The sequence below is a fragment of the Sphingomonas panacis genome (assembly GCF_001717955.1).
In the GTDB taxonomy this organism is placed as follows: Bacteria; Pseudomonadota; Alphaproteobacteria; order Sphingomonadales; family Sphingomonadaceae; genus Sphingomonas; species Sphingomonas panacis.
Genome location: NZ_CP014168.1, coordinates 2,983,102 through 3,002,046 on the forward strand (window position 1 = coordinate 2,983,102; position 18,945 = coordinate 3,002,046).

Here is an 18,945-nt window from a genome sequence, read left to right on the forward strand (position 1 = left end):
TAGCACCTCACCCCATCGTCGGAATGACGAAGGCATTCGCCGTATCGCCGACTCCGCCGTCGGGCCAGCGCTGCGTGACCGTCTTGACCTTGGTCCAGAACTTCACGCCTTCCATGCCGTGCTGGTTGGTGTCGCCGAACGCCGAGCGTTTCCAGCCGCCGACGGTGTGATAGGCGACCGGCACCGGGATCGGCACGTTGATGCCGACCATTCCCACATTCACACGCGCGGCGAACTCGCGCGCGGCATGGCCGTTGCGCGTGAAGATCGCGACGCCGTTGCCGTATTGATGCTCGCTCGGCAGCCGTACCGCGTGCTCGAAATCGTCGGCGCGCACGATCTGGAGGACCGGGCCGAAGATTTCCTCCTTGTAGGCGCTCATGCCGGTGGTGACATGGTCGAACAAGGTTGGGCCGACGAAGAAGCCGCCCTCATGCCCCTGCAATTCGAAGCCGCGCCCATCGACCACCAGTTCGGCGCCCTCGTCGACGCCGGTCTGGATCCAGTCCTCGATTCGCTTCTTGTGGATCGCGGTGACCACCGGGCCGTAATGCGCGTCGCTGTCGGTCGAGACGCCGACGCGGAGGTTCTCGATCGCGGGGATCAGCTTCTCGCGCAGCGCTGCGGCGGTCTTTTCGCCAACCGGCACCGCCACCGGCAGCGCCATGCAGCGCTCGCCCGCCGAACCGAACGCCGCGCCCGCCAGATCGGCGACGACCTGGTCGAGATCGGCGTCGGGCATGACGATGCCGTGGTTCTTGGCGCCGCCCATCGCCTGCACGCGCTTGCCCGCCGCGACGCCGCGGCGATAGACATAGTGCGCGATGTCGGACGAGCCGACGAAACTCACCGCGCTGATCGCGGGATGGTCGAGGATCGCATCGACCATTTCCTTGTCGCCGTGGACGACCTGCAAAATGCCCTCTGGCAAGCCCGCTTCGAGGAACAGTTCGCCGAGCCGCACCGGCACTGACGGATCGCGCTCGGAGGGCTTGAGGATGAAGGCGTTGCCGGTCGCGATCGCCACGCCCGACATCCACAGCGGGATCATCCCCGGAAAGTTGAACGGCGTGATGCCGGCGCCGATGCCGAGCGGCTGGCGCATCGAATAGACGTCGATGCCGGGGCCGGCGCCCTGGGTATATTCGCCCTTCAACACGTGCGGGATGCCGCAGCAGAACTCGATCACTTCGAGCCCGCGCTGGATGTCGCCCTTCGAATCGGCGATCACCTTGCCGTGTTCGGAGGAGAGCAGATGCGCCAGCTCCTCCATGTTCTTCTCGACCAGAGCCTTGAACGCGAACATCACGCGCGCGCGGCGCTGCGGATTGGTCGCGGCCCAGCCCGGCTGCGCCTTCTGCGCGGCGGCGACCGCCCGGTCGAGATCGGCCTGCGTGCCGAGCGCGACGCGCGCCTGCACCGCGCCGGTGTTGGGATCGAACACATCGCCGGTTCGCCCCGATGCGGTGGCGCTCTGGCCGACGATGAGGTGGTCGATGTCGCGGATCGCGGTTGCCATGCCGAAGCTCTCCTTGGTCGCGGGTCTTGTGCCGCAGCCCCTCCTTGCCAGCAAGGGCTGCAAAAGCAACGGGTAGACTTGCATCGTTAAGCTGCAATAACGCAGGTCATGAACTGGGACGACATGCGCTTCTTCCTCGCCGTCACCCACGCCGGCCAGATCGCGCGCGCCGCCGTCCAGCTCGGCGTCGATGCCACCACCGTCACGCGGCGAATCCGGCGGCTCGAACAATCGCTTGGCCACACGTTGTTCGAGCAGCGGCGCGACGGCCAGCACCTCACCGAAATGGGCGAGCGGCTCGCGGCCAAGGCCGACGCGCTCGAACGCGCCATGTCCGACGTGACCGAGCAGGGCGCGCATCCGCTCGAAGGCGTGGTGCGGGTCAGCGCGTCGGAGGGGTTCGGGACGTGGTTCGTGGCGCCAAGGCTCGGCGCGTTCAGCGCGCACTACCCGCGCCTCAACGTCGATCTGGTCGCGAACAGCGGCTTCCTCAGCCCGTCGCGGCGCGAGACCGACATTGCGATCGTGCTGGCGCGCCCGCGCAAAGGCCCGCTCGTCTCACGGCGGCTGACCGATTACGCGCTGCGGCTGTACGCATCGCGCGCCTATGCGGAGCGTAGCCCGATCGCTTCGAAAGCCGCGCTGCGCGCGCATCCGCTGATCGGCTACATCCCCGATTTCCTCTACGCGCCCGAACTCGACTATCTCGAAGAGATCGACCCGCAGCTCAGCCCCCGGCTGCGCTCGTCGAGCATCAACGCACAGCATCGCATGGCGGCGGCCGGGGCGGGGGTGGCGGTGCTGCCGTGCTTCATCGGAGACACCGATCCGAATCTCGTCCGCGTGCTCGACGATGTCCGCATCACCCGGTCGTTCTGGCTCGCCACCCACCGCGACGTGATCGCGCTGCCCCGCACCCGCGCCTTCGTCGATTGGCTCGTCGGCGCGGCCACCGCAGATCGCGAGCTGCTACTGGGCCTGTAGTGGAGAACCGGAACGATCGCCGTTATAGCCCTACGTCAACGATCAATGAGGAGCAGGACCATGACCGGCAACGCGGGCGAGATCGCCAGAACGGGGAAGCGCTAATGGCCGGTCTGTGGTTCGACGAACTGAGCATCGGCCAGGTGTTCCGTCATGCGATTCGGCGGACGGTGACGGAGACCGACAATCTGCTGTTCTCGACGCTGACACACAATCCGGCGCAACTGCACCTTGATGCCGAATATATGAAGGACAGCGATTACGGCCGCATCCTCGTCAACTCGACCTTCACGCTCGGCCTGATGGTCGGCGTGTCGGTGGGCGACACCACGCTCGGCACGGCGATCGCCAATCTCGGCTGGGACGAGGTGCGCTTCCCGGCGCCGGTGTTTATCGGCGACACGCTGCACATCGAAACCGAAGTGGCCGAGCTGCGCGACTCGAAGTCGCGCCCGGACGCCGGCATCGTCACCTTCCTCCACCGCGCCTACAACCAGCGCGACGAACTGGTCGCGACGTGCCGCCGTTCGGGCCTGCAACGAAAGAAGCCGGCATGAGGCCGCTGCGCTCGTTCCTGTTCGTCCCCGGCGACAGCGAGAAGAAGCTCGCCAAGGTGGATGGTTGCGGCGCCGATGCGGTGATCCTCGACCTCGAGGATTCGGTCGCACCCGCCAACAAGGGCGCGGCGCGCGATCTGGTCGCCGCGTTCCTGAAGGCGCGACCCCGCGACGGGCGCACCGTGCAATTGTGGGTGCGCGTCAATCCGTTCGACTCCGGCCTGACATCTCAGGATCTCGCCGCGATCGTGGCCGGCGATCCCGACGGCATCATGCAGCCCAAGATCGATGGCCCCGACGATGTCCGCACCCTCTCCGCGCACCTCGACACGCTGGAAGCCGAGCACGGCCTCGCCCCCGGCGTCATCCGCATCCTGCCGGTCGCGACCGAAACGCCGATCGCACCGTTCCGGCTGGGTGATTTCGCCACCGCCGGGCTGACGCGACTCGCGGGTCTCACCTGGGGCGCGGAGGATCTCTCGGCGGCGATCGGCGCCAGCACCAATCTCGGCGCGGACGGCGCGTGGGCATTCACCTATCAGATGGTGCGCTCGCTGACCTTGCTCGCCGCCCACGCCGCCGGCGTGCCTGCGATCGATACCTTATACGTCGATTTCCGCGACGACGAAGGGCTACGTGCCGCCAGCCGCGCCGCGCGCGCGGAAGGGTTCTCGGGGCGGCTCGCGATTCACCCCGCGCAGGTCGGTGGCATCAACGCCGCCTTCTCGCCGAGCGAGGAAGACATCGCCTTCGCGCGCCGTGTCGTCGCCGCGTTCGAGGCCGCGCCGGCGGTCGGCACGATCGGGATCGACGGCAAGATGTACGATCTGCCCCATCTCAAGGCGGCACGGCGCACGCTGGCGATGGCGCGCGGCTGAACCGGCTCAGGGCGCCTTTACGGGAGTCTTCAGCGACGTCGGCAGATCCGTCCACGCCGTGCCGGCGACCATCCGCGCCCGGCCAAGCTCGAACAATGCCTGCATCGCCGGCTGGCGGAAGTCGAGCGAGGAGGATGTCTCGTCGGGTGGCACCGCCGCAACCCACGTCGCGACATGGTTCTGCTGGCCGAACGCCGCCACCGTCGCGAGCGAGGTGCGCTGTGTCGCCTTGCTCGCGGTGTCGAAGCTGCGGGACAGCAGGGACATCAACGAGCGCTTGGTTACCGCGAATTCGTCGTCGGCCTTGCCGTTGACGAGCACGTAGATGCTTCCGCCCGATCCGCGCCCGACCGGCGCGATCAGCGCGGTGTCGGGCAACGCGAAGAACGCGCCGATCGTGCTGCCATCGACATGCAGTTCGTGCGCCGTGTGGTTGCCCATCTGCGCCTCGATCATCACCGGCGGGAACACGCCGGGGATCGCGGCGGAGGCGGTGAGCACGGTCGCGAACAGGTCGCGCGCCGCCGGGCCGCCGCGCGCGGCGATCGCGCCCATGTCCCACACCACGAGATCCTGGCTATCGAGATCTGTGGTGGCGACCAGCAGCCGGCGCCCGCGTGCCTGCTCGCGCGCGACCGCCGCCATAAGTGTCGGCGTGACGAAGCTGTCGACCAGCCCGCGAAGCCGCTTGCCGGTGTAGATGCTGTCGCGGAACAGCGGCTGCACGAATGGAAACGGCAGCAGGTGCGACGCGGTGCCGTCGGTGAAGCCCTTCTTCAGCTCGGCATCCCATTTCGGCCCGAGGAAGGCGAACGGCGCGATCAGCGCGCCCGTGCTCACCCCCGTCACGACGCTGAATTCGGGGCGGGTGTGCGCCTCGGTCCAGCCGTACAGCACGCCCGCGCCGAACGCCCCGTTCGCGCCGCCGCCGGACAAAGCCAGCATCGTCGGCGGGTTGCCCGCGGCATCGGGCCGGAACATCGCGCGCACCGCCGGATCGTTGATCGCGTAGCGGACGTGCGGGAAGCCGACCGGATAGGCGATGGCGTGTTCGGCCTGCGTGAAATCCTCACGCGGGATGGTAACGCAACCGCTTGTCGCCAGCAGCAGCGCGGCGGCGATAGCACGAGATGACCGTCGAATCGCCACCACTCCGTTCGTGCTGAGCGAAGTCGAAGCACGTGCCCGGAGCGCAGCGCTTGCGGCACGCACTTCGACTTCGCTCAGTGCGAACGGGTATTTCGGGCGATCGGTTTGATCAGATCCCGTTCCCGGCATCACCGCCCCTGCGCGTCGAGAAACGCCTCGACCGCGCCGAGATCGACCGCTTTGTCGACATAGCTCTCGCCGATGTCGCGCGCGAGCAGGAAGGGCAGGGTGCCCGCGTCCATCTTCTTGTCGTGGAGCATGTGCCCGACCAGGGTCTTGCCGCTCGCCGATACGCCCGCCGTGGCAAGCCCATCGGGCAGCCCGACTGCGCGCAGATGCTCGGTCACGCGCGCTGCGGCCGCGTGCGGCGCGATACCCTGCGCCGCCGAGAAGCCATAGGCCAGCGCCATCCCGGCCGCGACGCCCTCGCCGTGGAACAGCCGCTCGGAAAAGCCCGTTTCCGCCTCCAGCGCATGCCCGAAGGTATGGCCGAGGTTGAGCAACGCCCGCCGCCCGCGCGTCTCGCGCTCGTCCTCGGCGACGATTCGCGCCTTGGCCGCGACCGAATAGGCGATGGCATGTTCGCGCAGAGGCAGATCACCGGCGAGCAGCGCAGCGCCATTCGCCTCGCACCAGGCGAAGAAATCGGCATCGTCGATCAGCCCGTATTTCACGACTTCGGCATAGCCCGCGCGCACCTGGCGCGGCGGCAGCGTCTCCAGCACGGTCGGATCGATCAGCACCAGCGCCGGCTGGTGGAACGCGCCGATCAGGTTCTTGCCGGCGCGCGTATTGATCGCGGTCTTGCCCCCCACCGACGAATCGACCTGCGCGAGCAACGTCGTCGGCACCTGCACGAACCCGCAGCCGCGCTTGAGGATGCTGCACGCGAAGCCGACCAGATCGCCGATCACCCCGCCGCCGAGCGCGATGACATGATCGCCACGCTCCACGCCGAGATCGAGCAGCCGGTCGCTGAGCTGCTCCAGCATCGCCCAGCTCTTCGTCGATTCGCCCGGCGGCAGCACGATCGCCTCGCTGGCGACGCCAGCCGCTCCCAACGCCGCGCGCAAGGTTTCGAGATGCGGCAGCACGTTCTCGTCGGTGACGATCGGCATCACCCGTCCGCGCGCGAGCGGCAGGAGGCGATCGGCGGCGCGGGCGAGCAGCCCGGCCTCGATCACCACATCATAGCTGCGTTCGCCGAGTCCGACGCGGACGGTCGTCATAATCCGATGGCCTTGAGGATGGCGTTGACGGTGGCATCGTGTGGCGCTTGCTGGCTGACGATACGGAGATGCGCCTGCGCGTAGATCGGATTGCGCACCCGCGCCAGCGCTTCGAGAATCGCGCGTGGATCGCCTTCGCGCAGCAGCGGCCGCGTGTCGCGCCGTGCGACTCGCGCGACAAGCACCTCGGGGCTGGCGTCGAGCCACACCGACAGCGCGTTGTCGAGGATCAGCGCGCGCGTCTCGTCCTGGATGAACGCACCGCCGCCGGTCGCGATCACGCGCGGCTCGCCGGTGATGAGTCGCGCGATCACGCGCCGTTCGCCGTCGCGGAAGTGCGCCTCGCCGAACCGCGCGAAGATGTCGGAGACGGTCATCCCCGCCGCGGTTTCGATTTCGGTATCGGCATCGACGAAGGGCAGATGCAGCCGCTGCGCGAGGCGGCGGCCGACGGTCGACTTGCCCGCGCCCATCAGTCCGACGAGGACGATCGGCTGGCCGTGCCAGACAGGGTTTGGGGCGGGGCTTTGCAACATGGGAAACGGGCTATACAGCGCACCTGCCGCTCGGGCAAAAGGGCCTGCCGGGCCGGTTCCGCCCATTTGTTACAAGGTTTGCCAATGTCCCGCTCGCTGGTTGTGCTTCTGGTCGTGGTCGTCGTGGTTGTCGGCGGAATGTTTGTGTTGAGTGGCCGCGCGCACGAAAAGCCCCTGACCCATGTCGAGAAAGTTGTCACGCTTGCGAATCTCCAGGGCTGATCTTGCGCTCCCCGTTTTCGTCGGGGCACTTGCGGGGGTAATCGCGCTGGGCGTGGGGATACCCGCGCTCGGCCAGAGTTCGCCGCAATCGATCCTGCCGCCCGGTTTCGGCGAGCCCGCGCCGGCGCCGTCGCCGCGCGCGACTCCTCGCGCCGCGGCACCCGTCAGCGCGGTGATCCGCACGCCGCCGAGTCCGCTCGCCCCGCAGCTGCCGGATAGCAATGGCGCGCCGCCGCCGGAGCCGCTCGCCTCTGCGGCACCGACGCCAATGCCGACCGGCACACCGACGCCCGGCGTGATCGCGAATCCGGTGCGCTACGACATGCCGTCCTATGCGCGCCGCTGGATCGGCCGGGTCGGCCCGATCGATCTCGCCGCCGGCGGCTTGCCCGCGACCGCGTTCGGCACCGCGCCCGGCCGCTATGTCGAAGCGCTGATGCGCGGGCTGAACCTGCCGATCGCCTCGCGCTGGCTGTCGATCGCGTTGCGGCGCGCGCTGGTGTCGCATGTCGATACGCCTCCGGGCATCAACGGCGCGGACTTCGCCGCCGAACGTGCCTGGCTGCTGCTGCGGATGGGCGAATCGGTCGCCGGTCGCGCCGTGGTGCAGAGCGTCGACAATCAGGATTACACGCCCAAGCTCTACGAAATCGCGATGCAGTCCGCGCTCGCCAATGGCGATCCCGCGGAATTGTGCCCGCTCGCCGAGGGCGGCTATGCGCTCGGCTTCGAACGCGGGTGGGTGCTGGCGCGCGCGATGTGCGCCGGGCTGGCCGGTCTCCCCGGCAAGGCGCAGCCGCTGATCGCGGCGGCGGGCAAGAACCGAGTCGCGACCGGAATCGATTTGCTGCTCGCGCAGAAGATCGCCGGCTCGGGCGCGCGCGGCCGGCAAGCGGTGACGATCGAATGGGACGGCGTCGATCGCCTCACGGCTTGGCGCTATGGCCTCGCGATGGCCTCGGCGACCGAAATCCCGACGCCGCTGCTCGATGGTGCCTCGCGCAACGTGATGGCGTGGCGCGCGCAGTCGCCGCTGCTCGCCGCGCACGTGCGGGCACCCGCCGCCGAGATCGCGGCGGCGCGCGGCGTGTTCTCGAGCGCCGCGCTCGTTGATCTCTACGGCGCGGTGGCGGAGGAAGGCGATGATTCGCTGCCCGAGGCCGCGATCGCGCGCGATCTCCAGACCGCCTATAGCGGCGGCGATATCGCGACCCGGCTCGCCGCGATCAAATCGCTGTGGGATGCGCCCAAGAGCGCAAGCGCACGCTACGCCCGGCTGGTGCTCACCGCGGGCGCGGCGGCGCGCGTGCCGGTCCGCGCACAGGGCGCCGATGCCGACCGTCTCGTCGCATCGATGCTCGCCGCCGGACATGATGTGACCGCCCAGAAATGGCGCGGCGCGGTGGCGACATCGAGCGATGCCTGGGCGATGCTCGCGCTCGCCGATCCCGAAGCGCGGCGCTACGCCTATTCGGCGGTGAGCAATTACGCCGGCACCGGCGACGCGACGCTCAAGCGCAAGATGTTCTTCGCCGGCCTCGCCGGGCTTGGCCGGATATCGCCGGGCGATATCGAGCAGGGCGCGCAGGCGCTCGACGTGCGGATCGGGCAGGAGAACGCCTGGACCCGCGCGCTTGCGCGCGCCGCGACGGCGAACCAGCCCGGCACGGTTGTGCTGCTCGCAGCGGTCGGCATGCAGACGCCAGCATGGTCGGGCGTGTCTCCCGAAGCGCTCTACCATATCATCGCGGCGCTCCGCGCGGTCGGGCTTGAGGGCGAGGCGCGGATGATCGCCGCCGAGGCGATCGCCCGGCTTTGACCGATCCGGCGCAGCCCGGCGCCGACCGCGCGCTGATCGAGCGCTTCCTCGAGATGATGGCGGCGGAGCGGGGGGCGGCCAGGAACACGCTCGCCGCCTACCGCAGCGATCTCGCGCTCGCCTCCGAAGTCCTCAAAGGCGCGCTCGTGGCCGCGACCGCCGACGATCTGACTCGGCTGTCGGCGACGTGGAACGACCTTTCGCACGCCACCGTCGCGCGCAAATCCGCCGCGCTGCGACGTTTCTTCGCCTTCCTCGCCGACGAAGGCCACCGTACCGACGATCCCGGCGCGGCGCTGCCCCGGCCCGGCACGCGCCGGCCGCTCCCCAAGGTGCTGAGCCTCGCCGATGTCGACCGGCTGTTCACCGTGATCGCCGAACGCCTTGCTACCGAGCCGCTCGACATCCGCGACCTGCGCCTCGCGGCGCTGGTGGAACTGCTCTACGGCTCGGGCTTGCGCGCGACCGAACTGGTCTCGTTGCCCCGGAACGCGGTCGCGCCCGACCGGCCCTATTGCATCCTGCGCGGCAAGGGCGGGCGCGAGCGCTTGGTGCCGATCTCGGATCGCGCCCGCGCCGCCGTCGCCGCGTGGCGCGCCCACGTTCCCGCCGACCAGCCGTGGCTATTTCCCTCGGGTAAGAGTTTCCTGTCGCGCGTTCGGCTGTTCCAATTGCTCCGCGCGCTCGGCGCCGAAGCGGGTATCCCGCCCGACCGGATCAGCCCGCACGTGCTTCGCCACGCCTTCGCCACCCACCTGCTGGCGGGCGGCGCCGACTTGCGCGCGCTCCAGACGATGCTCGGCCACGCCGACATCGCGACGACCGAAATCTACACGCATGTCGATGCCAGCCGCCTCGTCGCGCTCGTCAACGAACGCCATCCGCTCGCCGAAGCACGCGCCCGCACGGATGAAAGGCGGGTCACCGCGAAGCGGATGTAGACCTCTCCCCTCCCTTGAACAAGGGAGGGGCTGGGGGTGGGTTGGTCTGCGAGGATGCGCTACGCTAACCACCAGCCGACCCACCCCCGACCCCTCCCTTTCAGGGAGGGGAGTAGGTCGCGCGCGCAACATGCCCGTTACGAACCATTGCCAAGTTCGCCCTCACGCCGTAACCGACACGGCCTGATGGCAACCTTCCTCGACTTCGAAAAGCCGATCGCCGAGCTTCAGGCTCGCATCGACGAACTGCGCACAACCGCTGACGGCGGTACGGTGGATATTTCCGCCGATGTCGCCCGGCTCCAGGCCAAGTCGGACAAGCTGCTGCGCGACACCTACACCAAGCTCACGCCCTGGCAGAAGACGCTGGTCGCGCGGCACGGCGAGCGCCCGCATTTCCGCGATTATGTGGCCGGACTGTTCGACGAATTCATCCCGCTCGCCGGGGATCGCGCCTTCGGCGACGATCAGGCGATTCTGGGCGGCTTCGCGCGGTTTCGCGGCCAGCGCGTGATGGTGATCGGCCACGAAAAGGGGCACGACACCGCGACTCGCATCCGCCACAATTTCGGCTCGGGCAAACCCGAGGGCTACCGCAAGGCGATTCGGCTGATGCAATTGGCCGATCGCTTCGGCCTGCCGGTGGTGACGCTGGTCGATACCTCGGGCGCGTTCCCCGGCGTTCAGGCCGAGGAGCGCGGCCAGGCCGAGGCGATCGCGCGCTCGACCGAGCAATGCCTCGCGCTCGGCGTACCGATGATCGCCGCGATCGTCGGCGAGGGCGGTTCCGGCGGCGCGATCGCGCTCGCGGCGGCGAACCACGTGCTGATGTTCGAGAATGCGGTCTATTCGGTGATCTCGCCCGAGGGCTGCGCCGCGATCCTGTGGCGCACCAACGAACGCGCCGCCGATGCCGCAGAGGCGATGAAGGTGACCGCGCAGGATCTGAAAGGGCTGGGTGTGATCGATACCATCGTTCCCGAGCCCCTCGGTGGTGCGCATCGTGATCCGGCGGCGGCGATCAGCGCGCTGGGTAATGCTCTGTCGGAATCGCTTGCCGAGTTGGGCGGGCTGGATGCCGCTGCGCTGCGCCGTGCGCGGCAGGAGAAGTTCCTGGCGATGGGCCGCTTCTAACCGGCCAAAGGGCGCTGTGGAGTATTGGGAATTCGATAGAAAAAGGGCGGCGGAACGTTGGTTCCGCCGCCCTTTTCGTAAGTTTCGAGCTTACGAAGTTTTCATGGCGCTTTGGACGTTGGCAAAGGTCGAGTTCAAAGTCGTGCCAACGCTCTTCATCGCGACGATCGCAGCAACGGCGATCAGAGCGGCGATGAGGCCGTATTCGATGGCGGTCGCGCCCTTGGTGTTCTTGATGAACTTGCGGATGGTCTGCATTACGTCCGGTCTCCAGTGATTCAGTAGCTTCAGTTACCCGGCCGAACCGGAAGTACCGGGTCAGCGAGATGTGTGTACGCGGGCAGTCTTGATAAAAGTTTAAGGTGGTCTGGGAACCAAATCGGATTTCCGTCACCGCCCCGACGTGGCGCCTTCGACCTTGCTGGCGACGTCGTTCCACATGGTCGTCGTGACGCGCGCCAGACCGGCGATTGCGGTGAAGACCACGACCACGATGAGCGCGAGGATAAAGCCGTATTCGACGGCTGTCGCCCCACGCCGGTCGCGCCGCAGGTTTTTGACGATCGTGGCGAACATGCGACTTGCCCCCGGCGCGAATTTCGCGCTCTGGCTAGAAGCTCGGTCTTAACGAATGGCGAAGGGATGCGGGTGATCGACAACACGGCCGTCCTGCTCGTCGTCGCGGCAGCGCTGACCGATCCGCAAGGGCAAATCCTCGTGCAGCGTCGTCCGGCGGGCAAGGCGATGGCGGGGCTATGGGAATTCCCCGGCGGCAAGGTCGAGCCGGGCGAGGCGCCCGAGGCGGCGCTGGTGCGCGAACTCGCCGAGGAACTCGGCGTCAACGTAGCGACGGAGGATCTCACGCCGCTCGCCTTCGCCACCGCGCCAGTCGGCGAGCGAACGCTGCTGCTATTGCTTTACCGTTGTGACCGCTGGCAGGGCGAACCGCAACCGATCGACGCCGACGCGCTCGACTGGCGCCGCCCGTCCGCCTTGCGCGACTTGGCGATGCCGCCCGCCGACCTGCCCTTCATCGATGCGCTGGCGGCGTTCGAATCGCGCGCTCTGGAATAAAATGTCGGGCGCGGCCGTCGCCGGTCGCGCCCGAATCGGTTCAGGCCTTGATGACCTTGTCGAGCGCGGCGCGGAACTTGGCCATGTCCTCCGCCGAGCCGACAGTCACGCGGTTCATCGTCGGATAGGCGTCCCACGAACGGCCGATCTGAACGCCTTCGGCGACGAACGCCGCCTGCATCGCCTTGGGGTCTTTGCCGGCACCCCAATCGACCATGAACATGTTCGCCTGCGACGGGATATACTTCAGCCCGCGCTTCTTGAGGTGTGCGAACGTCTCTTCGCGCACCGCGATCATTTCGTTGCGGCGCGCGGTGATCTTGTCGGCGAGCGGCAGCACGGCCGTGCCGCACGCGACCGCGGTCATCGGCAGCATGTTCGTCACCTGGCCACCGTCGTAGCGCATCATCTTCTTGTAGAGATCGGGATGCGCGATCGTCAGCCCGAGCCGCATGCCGGCCATGCCGAACAGCTTGGAGAAGGTCCGCATCACGATCACGTCGTTGCGTGTGCAGGCCAGCTTGGCGGCGCTCTGCGTGCCGGCGAAGTGGATATAGGCCTCATCGACCAGCACCACCGAATCCTTCGGCTTGTTGGCGAGCAGCCACTCGATGTCCGCGATCGGCGTCAGCGTGCCGGTCGGGTTGTTGGGCGAGCAGATGTAATAGAGGCCAGCATTGGGGTCGGCGGCAAGCATCGCCTTCACGTCATGCCGGTAATCGGCGGTGAGCGGCACGCGAGTCGGCTTGACGCTCAGCCACGCCGCGGTGCGCCAGCTCTGTTCATAGGTCGGGTTCGCCGTCACCAGCCCCTTCTGCGGCGAGCAGAAGGTGATGACCGCGCGGTTGAGCGGATCGCTCGATCCCGGCCACGCCAGAATGCACTCGGGCGTAACGCCCTCGACCTGCGCGACAGCGGCGGCGAGCTTGGCATGCTCGTTATCCGGCTCGTAGCGGTTGCCGAGCGACGCGATCGCCGATGCAGCCTGCACACCTTCGGGGAAGGGGCCGGTCCAGCATTCGTTCGAGCCGATCCGCACCGCGCCGATCACGGCCTTGGCGGATTGCTGCGCCTGAGCGCCGTTGGTGAGGAATTGACTGGCGGTCGCCCCCGCGCCGAGCAGCATCGCGATTCGGCCGATCTGGCGGCGCGAATAGCCGCGATCGTGAAGGTCTTCCCGTGCTTCGCGGTCGAGTAAATCGGTCGTCATCATGCGCTCCCTGTTTTCACACGTCGTCAGGCCGCGTCTCCCGCGACGACCAAACGGACGGCGGCCCCTTGGAGTCGCACTACGCACGCTCCGGTTCCGTGAGTCGGATCACACCACAGGAACGTAAGGCTGTCCAGACGCCGGGAAAACAAATATCCCGTCAGGAAATCATCCGCAGCGCACAAGCCCCGTCGCGAACCGCCGCGCCTTGTCGACATAGCCCGCCGCCGATGCACGCAGTCCGGCGATCTGCTCGTCGCCCAAGTCGCGCACGGCGCGGGCAGGGCTGCCGACGATCAGGCTGCCGGGCGGAAAGCTCTTGCCCTCGGTGACGAGCGCGCCCGCGCCCACCAATGATCCAGCACCAATCACCGCGCGGTTGAGGATCGTCGCGCCCATGCCGACCAGCACGCCGTCCTCGATCGTGCAGCCGTGCAGGATCGCATGATGCCCGATCGTGCAATCCGCCCCCACCGTCAGCGGTGCGTCCGGGTCGGAATGGAGCATCGCGCCTTCCTGCACGTTGCTGCGCGCGCCGACCGCGATCGTGGTGTTATCGGCACGGATCACCGCCCCGAACCACACGCTCGTCTGCTCCGCGAGTTGCACGTCGCCGATCAGCTCAGCGCTCGGCGCGATCCAGGCGGTATCGGCAAGCGCGGGCTGCTGCCCCTCGAAGGCGTAAAGCGGCATCGGCGTTCCTTCGGAACCATCGTCGCCCCAGCCTGCGCCGGGGCGACGGTTACGGCGTCAGGCCTTCAAACAGGCGATCACCGCCGTGATCGCGACTGAGGTATCCGCGACGTCCCGCACCTTGATCGAATCGATCCCAGCCGCGCGGACCGGATCGTCGTTGCCGCCCGGGTAAATCGCGTCGCCCATGAAAAGGATGTTTTCGAACACGATACCGGCATGCTCGCACAACCGGCGCATCCCGTAAGCCTTGTCGATGCCCTTGCGGGTGATGTCGACCGAGGTCGCGCCGCCGATGTTGATCGAATGGTCTGGTATCATCGTGCGCAGGATCGCCTGCAACTGGCGGCGCTTCTCCTGCTTGGGGTCCCAATGTTCCTTGGCCTCGAGCGGTGCCTGCTGGCCGAGCGCCGACAGCGTGATCTGGCTGCCGCGATCCTCGATCCGCTCGCCCCAGGTCTGTTCGCCGCCGAAGCCGGCCTGATCCCAGGCCTTGTTCAGCGCGTCGAGCACCTGGTCACGCTCTTCGGGCGAGAAGGCGTCGTTGTAGATGGTGTTCCAAACGCCGTCCTGGAACCGGAACAGCTTGGTGCCGGTGGTCGGCATGATGAACAGCCGCTCGAGCTTCGCATCGGCCTGCATCCGGCCCACGACCTGCTTCTCGAACTGCGGCCAGTCGCCGCCCGAAATCACCGCGACCTGCGCCACGTCGAGCAGGTTTTTGAGCAATACGGACATGTCGTCGCCAATCGGCTGCTTGCTCTCGGCGAGCGTCCCGTCGAGATCGAAGGCAATCATTGTCTTCATCGTGAACCCCCCAGTGGCGAAAAGAACCTATCCGTAAAAAGGGCGCCCCGAACCCGGAGCGCCCTCATCACCGTAGCTGCCGTATGGCAGCCTCGGAAGACCGTTACTTGGTAACGTTGTCTGCCTTCGCGTCGCCATCGGCACGGACGTTGTCGGCCGTGTCGTGCGCGTTGTCGGCTGCGTTCGAGAGCACGTCCGAAGCGGCGGCGTTCGAAGTGTTGTCAGCCATCGCGTCCATGTTGTCGGCAGCCGAATCGATGTTGTCGGCGACCATGTCGGCGTTGTTCTCGATGGCGGCGGCTTCCGGGTTCTTGTTGCAGGCGGCGAGCGACATCAGGCCGGCGGCGACGAGAACAAGGGCGATTTTCTTCATGCGGTTGCTCCCAAAGCAGTCTGTATTTTCGCGGCCAGCCCGATGCCGTCGCGAAGCGAAGTGTAACCAACGCGAAGCCGTAACGTTCCAACGCCCATTCATATCCCTCGATCGGAACATCGCGGGTTTGGTGCATTACGTCTTGCGCGGGCTGGCTTTATTGCGCTGCGGGCGCCGGCGCAATCTCTTCCGGCGCGTCCGCGACGACAGCGAGCATCGCGGTCCATGCGGCGACGTTCTGGCGCAACTGCTCCGGGTCGATCCGGTCGAGCGTATCCTCGGGCGTATGATGCCAGTCGAAATAGCGGAGCGCCGACTGGTGGAGGTCGATTCCCGCTACGCCGAGCGCGAGCGTCGGCTCGACATCGGTGCCGCCATGAACCGCGTCGCGCCCGCGCACCACGCCGATCGGCGCGAGCGCGACCGCCAGCCGATCCTCGACGGCCTTGGCGGCGGGCGCGAAGCTCGTGCTGAACTTCCACACCAGATCCGCTCCCGAATCCGATTCGGCGGCGAGCGCGTGGCGCTCGTTGGCATGGGCCTTGGCATAAGCGAGGCCGCCGAACCCGCCGGTCTCTTCATCGCCGAACCACACAACGCGAATCGTGCGGCGGTGCTTGCCCGCTTCCATCAGCCGCTTTGCGGCCGCCGCCGTGATCGCGATACCGGCACCGTCGTCGATCGCGCCCGTGCCGAGCTCCCAGCTATCGAGATGCCCGCCGATCGTGATGATGCCAGCCTTGGGGTCTGTGCCCGGCACCTCCGCAACGACGTTGCCCGAGGCGCGCGTGCCGACGAACCTGGGCGTCAGCGTGAGATGCAGCGTCACCGGCTTGCCGAGCTTGACCATCCGCTCGAGATTTTCGGCATCGGCGACCGACAGCGCGGCGGCCGGAATCGGTGCTACGCCCGGCGCGAAATTGGTGACGCCGGTGTGCGGCCCCCGGCCATGATCGGTCCCGATCGAACGGATTACGATCGCCGCCGCACCCTTCTTGGCGGCGACGGTCGGGCCGAGGAAGCGGGCGAGGCCGTTGCTGCCATAGCCCGATCCGTCCTGAGTCGGCTGCATCGCGTTCGATACAAAGGCGATCTTGCCGGCGAGACTGCCATCGGGCGCGAGCAGCAGATCGTTGACGGTTTCGAAATAGACGACCGGCGCGGTCAGCCCCTCAGGCGGCGTCGCGCCCGAATTGCCGAGCGCTGCGAGCCGCAGCGGCTGCGGGTAGGGCGCGACCACTTCGGCGGTCTCGGCGCCGCGCTCCCAGACATTCTGGAGGTCGTATGGCTCGACGTGAACGTTCTTGAAGCCAAGACTCTTGAGTTTCGCCACCGCCCAGTCGCGCGCCCGCGCTTCCTGCGCAGAGCCGTCGGGACGCGGCCCGACCTCGGTGGTGATGCCCGACACGATATCCCACGCGACATCGTCCTTCAGCGCCGCATCGCGAAGCGCCGCCACCTTCGCATCAGGCGCGACCGCAGCCGGCATCACGCGCTGAGCGAGCGCGGCAGCGGGGAAGGTGAGGGCACAGGAGAGCAGCGCGATACGCAAGGGGTTCATTGGCTAATCCGGATTGGCTGGCAGGATGGGCGAAAGCCCGAGCGAACGCGCCGCCACGAACTGCTGGCGGTCGGACGTGAGTAAGGGAAGACCGCGCCATTCGGCAATCGTGATGTGAACGGCGCCAGTAAAATTGGCGCCGAAATCACCACAAACGTCACGCCGAACTCGTTCCCGGGTCCACGGCGGCGCGAAATCAACGGCTTGAGGTTTGCCCGGCGGTGGATGCCGGAACAAGTCCGGCTGACGGGGGGGGGGGCGCGTACCGGCCGCGCCGCAGAAACTCGAAGCGACTGTACCGCTTCTCGTGCTTAGCGTTCGAGCGATCCCGCAGTATCCGTCAGAATCGCCTTCAACTCGGCAACCGCTTCGCCGTCGCGAACGAACACGACCTCGTCGCCACGGTCGATCGCGCTGAGCCAGCTTTCAATCACACCGTCCACCGGAATTCGAGCCGTTCCATCGCGCCAGTCTAGCCCCGGGCGCGTCCGTTGCCAATCGACCCCGACATCCCTAAATACCCAGCCAAATCCCCGCAATCTTCAGCCCCGGAGCACGACCCCGAATGGCCGTCCAATATTCCTATGTCATGAAGGGCCTGACCAAGACCTTCCCGGGCGCGCCCAAGCCCGTCCTCAACAACATCCACCTCCAGTTCCTGCCCGACGCGAAGATCGCGATCATCGGCCCCAACGGCTCGGGCAAGTCGACACTCATGAAGATCATGGGCGGGATCGATCCCGATTACACCGGCGAGGCCTGGGCTGCCGAGGGTATCAAGGTCGGCTATCTGCCGCAGGAGCCGCAGCTCGACCCGACCAAGGACGTGATCGGCAACGTGCGCGACGGCGCCGGCCCGATCGCGGCGATGCTCGCGCGCTTCAATGCGATCTCGGCCGAGATGGGCGATCCCAAGGAGGACACCGATTTCGACGCGCTGATGGAGGAGATGGGCGATCTCCAGGCCAAGATCGACGCCGCCGACGGCTGGAGCCTCGACAGCCAGCTCGAACAGGCGATGGAAGCGCTGCGCTGCCCGCCCGGCGACAGCCCCGTCACCAACCTGTCGGGCGGTGAAAAGCGCCGCGTCGCGCTCTGCAAGCTGCTGCTCGAAAAGCCGGACATCCTGCTGCTCGACGAACCGACCAACCATCTCGACGCCGAAAGCGTGCAGTGGCTGGAGAATTACCTCAAGGATTATACCGGCAACGTCATCCTCGTCACCCACGATCGCTATTTCCTAGATAACGTCGTCAATTGGGTGCTCGAACTCGATCGCGGCCGTTATTATACCTATGAGAGCAACTATTCGGGTTATCTCGAAAAGAAGTCGCAGCGGCTGGGTCAGGAAGAACGCGAGGAGCAGGGCAAGCAGAAGGCGATCGCCGACGAGCTCGCCTGGATGCGCCAGACCCCCAAGGCCCGCCAGACCAAGTCCAAGGCGCGTATCCGCGCGTTCGACGAACTGATGGCCGCGCAGGAGAACCGTTCGATCGGCAAGGCGCAGATCCTCATCCAGATCCCCGAGCGGCTTGGCGGCAAGGTGATCGAGGCGAAGGGCTTGACCAAGTCCTACGGCGACAAATTGCTGTTCGAAAATCTCGAATTCACGCTGCCGCCCGGCGGCATCGTCGGCGTGATCGGGCCGAACGGCGCAGGCAAGTCGACGCTGTTCAAGCTCATCACCGGGCAGGAGCAGCCCGACGAAGGCACGCTCGACGTCGGCTCGACGGTGCGGCTCGGCTATGTCGATCAGTCGCGCGACGATCTCGACCCCAACAAGAACGTCTGGGAGGAAATCTCGGACGGTCTGGACGTGTTCCGCTTCGGCAAGCAGGAACTCGGCACGCGCGCCTATGTCGGTGCGTTCAACTTCAAGGGGCAGGACCAGCAGAAGAAGGTCGGCCAGCTCTCGGGCGGTGAGCGCAACCGAGTCCACATGGCGAAGATGCTCAAGGAGGGTGGCAACGTCCTCCTGCTCGACGAACCGACCAACGATCTCGACGTCGAGACGCTGCGCGCGCTCGAAGAGGCGCTGGAAAGCTTCGCGGGCTGCGCCGTGGTCATCAGCCACGATCGCTTCTTCCTCGATCGCCTCGCCACGCACATCCTCGCGTTCGAGGGCAACAGCCACGTCGAATGGTTCGAAGGCAATTTCGAAAGCTACGAGGAAGACAAGCGCCGCCGTCTGGGCGACGCCGCCGATCGCCCGACTCGTCTGGCGTACAAGAAGCTGACCCGCTGACCGCGCGGGCTGGC

At 67.1% G+C, this 18,945-nt stretch carries 21 protein-coding genes; 9 read left to right on the top strand and 12 right to left on the bottom strand.

The features are described from left to right. Positions 1-7 precede the first annotated feature (7 nt). On the bottom strand, positions 8-1,507 hold the full coding sequence (locus J0A91_RS13690; protein ID WP_069207317.1) for a CoA-acylating methylmalonate-semialdehyde dehydrogenase: 1,500 nt from the start codon (positions 1,505-1,507) through the stop codon (positions 8-10). 120 nt (positions 1,508-1,627) lie between these two features. Here J0A91_RS13690 and J0A91_RS13695 point away from each other — a divergent pair, with 120 nt between their 5' ends. From J0A91_RS13695 to J0A91_RS13705, 3 genes are all read left to right on the top strand, one after another. Continuing rightward, the gene (locus J0A91_RS13695; protein ID WP_069205379.1) at positions 1,628-2,503 is read left to right on the top strand and encodes a LysR family transcriptional regulator; all 876 of its coding nucleotides are present in this window, start codon (positions 1,628-1,630) and stop codon (positions 2,501-2,503) included. 104 nt (positions 2,504-2,607) lie between these two features. Beyond that, positions 2,608-3,060 carry a MaoC family dehydratase gene (locus J0A91_RS13700; RefSeq protein WP_069205380.1) on the top strand — a complete coding sequence of 151 codons (453 nt, stop codon included), beginning with the start codon at positions 2,608-2,610 and terminating at the stop codon, positions 3,058-3,060. Continuing rightward, entirely contained in the window at positions 3,057-3,938 is an 882-nt protein-coding gene (locus J0A91_RS13705; protein ID WP_069205381.1) for an HpcH/HpaI aldolase/citrate lyase family protein, read from the top strand. Before J0A91_RS13700 ends, J0A91_RS13705 begins: the two co-directional genes overlap by 4 nt. 6 nt (positions 3,939-3,944) lie before the next feature. Here the strand turns inward: J0A91_RS13705 and J0A91_RS13710 are convergent, their stop codons facing one another. The 3 genes from J0A91_RS13710 to J0A91_RS13720 all read right to left on the bottom strand — a co-directional run bounded on the left by J0A91_RS13710 (position 3,945) and on the right by J0A91_RS13720 (position 6,852). Further along, positions 3,945-5,087, bottom strand: coding sequence for a patatin-like phospholipase family protein (locus tag J0A91_RS13710; RefSeq protein WP_169833142.1), 1,143 nt, complete (start codon positions 5,085-5,087; stop codon positions 3,945-3,947). 128 nt (positions 5,088-5,215) lie between these two features. Then, the gene (gene aroB, locus J0A91_RS13715) at positions 5,216-6,316 is read right to left on the bottom strand and encodes a 3-dehydroquinate synthase (protein WP_069205382.1); all 1,101 of its coding nucleotides are present in this window, start codon (positions 6,314-6,316) and stop codon (positions 5,216-5,218) included. Next, the gene (locus tag J0A91_RS13720; RefSeq protein WP_069205383.1) at positions 6,313-6,852 is read right to left on the bottom strand and encodes a shikimate kinase; all 540 of its coding nucleotides are present in this window, start codon (positions 6,850-6,852) and stop codon (positions 6,313-6,315) included. The genes aroB and J0A91_RS13720 overlap by 4 nt, the downstream gene beginning before the upstream one ends. A gap of 84 nt (positions 6,853-6,936) precedes the next feature. Here J0A91_RS13720 and J0A91_RS13725 point away from each other — a divergent pair, with 84 nt between their 5' ends. From J0A91_RS13725 to J0A91_RS13740, 4 genes are all read left to right on the top strand, one after another. Beyond that, positions 6,937-7,074, top strand: coding sequence for a hypothetical protein (locus J0A91_RS13725; RefSeq protein ID WP_169833143.1), 138 nt, complete (start codon positions 6,937-6,939; stop codon positions 7,072-7,074). 52 nt (positions 7,075-7,126) lie between these two features. Next, positions 7,127-8,893: a hypothetical protein gene (locus J0A91_RS13730; protein ID WP_338056871.1), complete on the top strand. Its 1,767-nt coding sequence runs from the start codon at positions 7,127-7,129 to the stop codon at positions 8,891-8,893. Continuing rightward, a complete protein-coding gene (locus tag J0A91_RS13735) occupies positions 8,890-9,834 on the top strand; it encodes a tyrosine-type recombinase/integrase (RefSeq protein WP_069205385.1) in 945 nt (314 codons plus the stop codon). The genes J0A91_RS13730 and J0A91_RS13735 overlap by 4 nt, the downstream gene beginning before the upstream one ends. Before the next feature lie 186 nt (positions 9,835-10,020). Beyond that, positions 10,021-10,968, top strand: a complete 948-nt coding sequence (locus J0A91_RS13740) for an acetyl-CoA carboxylase carboxyltransferase subunit alpha (protein ID WP_069205386.1) — start codon at positions 10,021-10,023, stop codon at positions 10,966-10,968. A gap of 90 nt (positions 10,969-11,058) precedes the next feature. Here J0A91_RS13740 and J0A91_RS13745 read toward each other — a convergent pair whose 3' ends face one another. Both J0A91_RS13745 and J0A91_RS13750 read right to left on the bottom strand, forming a co-directional pair. Then, positions 11,059-11,226 carry a Flp family type IVb pilin gene (locus J0A91_RS13745; protein WP_069205387.1) on the bottom strand — a complete coding sequence of 56 codons (168 nt, stop codon included), beginning with the start codon at positions 11,224-11,226 and terminating at the stop codon, positions 11,059-11,061. A gap of 132 nt (positions 11,227-11,358) precedes the next feature. Then, a complete protein-coding gene (locus tag J0A91_RS13750; protein ID WP_069205388.1) occupies positions 11,359-11,544 on the bottom strand; it encodes a Flp family type IVb pilin in 186 nt (61 codons plus the stop codon). Between the two features lie 75 nt (positions 11,545-11,619). Between J0A91_RS13750 and J0A91_RS13755 the strand changes: the two genes are divergently transcribed. Next, positions 11,620-12,042: a (deoxy)nucleoside triphosphate pyrophosphohydrolase gene (locus tag J0A91_RS13755; protein ID WP_276204614.1), complete on the top strand. Its 423-nt coding sequence runs from the start codon at positions 11,620-11,622 to the stop codon at positions 12,040-12,042. Between the two features lie 40 nt (positions 12,043-12,082). Here the strand turns inward: J0A91_RS13755 and J0A91_RS13760 are convergent, their stop codons facing one another. From J0A91_RS13760 to J0A91_RS25060, 6 genes are all read right to left on the bottom strand, one after another. Continuing rightward, positions 12,083-13,252: a pyridoxal phosphate-dependent aminotransferase gene (locus J0A91_RS13760; RefSeq protein ID WP_150126916.1), complete on the bottom strand. Its 1,170-nt coding sequence runs from the start codon at positions 13,250-13,252 to the stop codon at positions 12,083-12,085. A gap of 168 nt (positions 13,253-13,420) precedes the next feature. Further along, entirely contained in the window at positions 13,421-13,945 is a 525-nt protein-coding gene (locus J0A91_RS13765; RefSeq protein ID WP_069205391.1) for a gamma carbonic anhydrase family protein, read from the bottom strand. A 57-nt stretch (positions 13,946-14,002) separates the two neighbouring features. Beyond that, complete coding sequence (locus J0A91_RS13770; RefSeq protein ID WP_069205392.1) at positions 14,003-14,752, bottom strand: HAD-IIB family hydrolase; 750 nt, start codon at positions 14,750-14,752, stop codon at positions 14,003-14,005. A 103-nt stretch (positions 14,753-14,855) separates the two neighbouring features. Beyond that, positions 14,856-15,125: a hypothetical protein gene (locus tag J0A91_RS13775; RefSeq protein ID WP_069205393.1), complete on the bottom strand. Its 270-nt coding sequence runs from the start codon at positions 15,123-15,125 to the stop codon at positions 14,856-14,858. A 157-nt stretch (positions 15,126-15,282) separates the two neighbouring features. Continuing rightward, a complete protein-coding gene (locus J0A91_RS13780) occupies positions 15,283-16,686 on the bottom strand; it encodes a M20/M25/M40 family metallo-hydrolase (protein WP_069205394.1) in 1,404 nt (467 codons plus the stop codon). Between the two features lie 311 nt (positions 16,687-16,997). Beyond that, positions 16,998-17,129 carry a hypothetical protein gene (locus J0A91_RS25060; RefSeq protein WP_276204572.1) on the bottom strand — a complete coding sequence of 44 codons (132 nt, stop codon included), beginning with the start codon at positions 17,127-17,129 and terminating at the stop codon, positions 16,998-17,000. A 122-nt stretch (positions 17,130-17,251) separates the two neighbouring features. Here J0A91_RS25060 and ettA point away from each other — a divergent pair, with 122 nt between their 5' ends. Next, positions 17,252-18,931 (top strand): energy-dependent translational throttle protein EttA, encoded by a 1,680-nt coding sequence (gene ettA, locus J0A91_RS13785; RefSeq protein ID WP_069205395.1) that lies wholly within the window; start codon positions 17,252-17,254, stop codon positions 18,929-18,931. Positions 18,932-18,945: the final 14 nt, after the last annotated feature.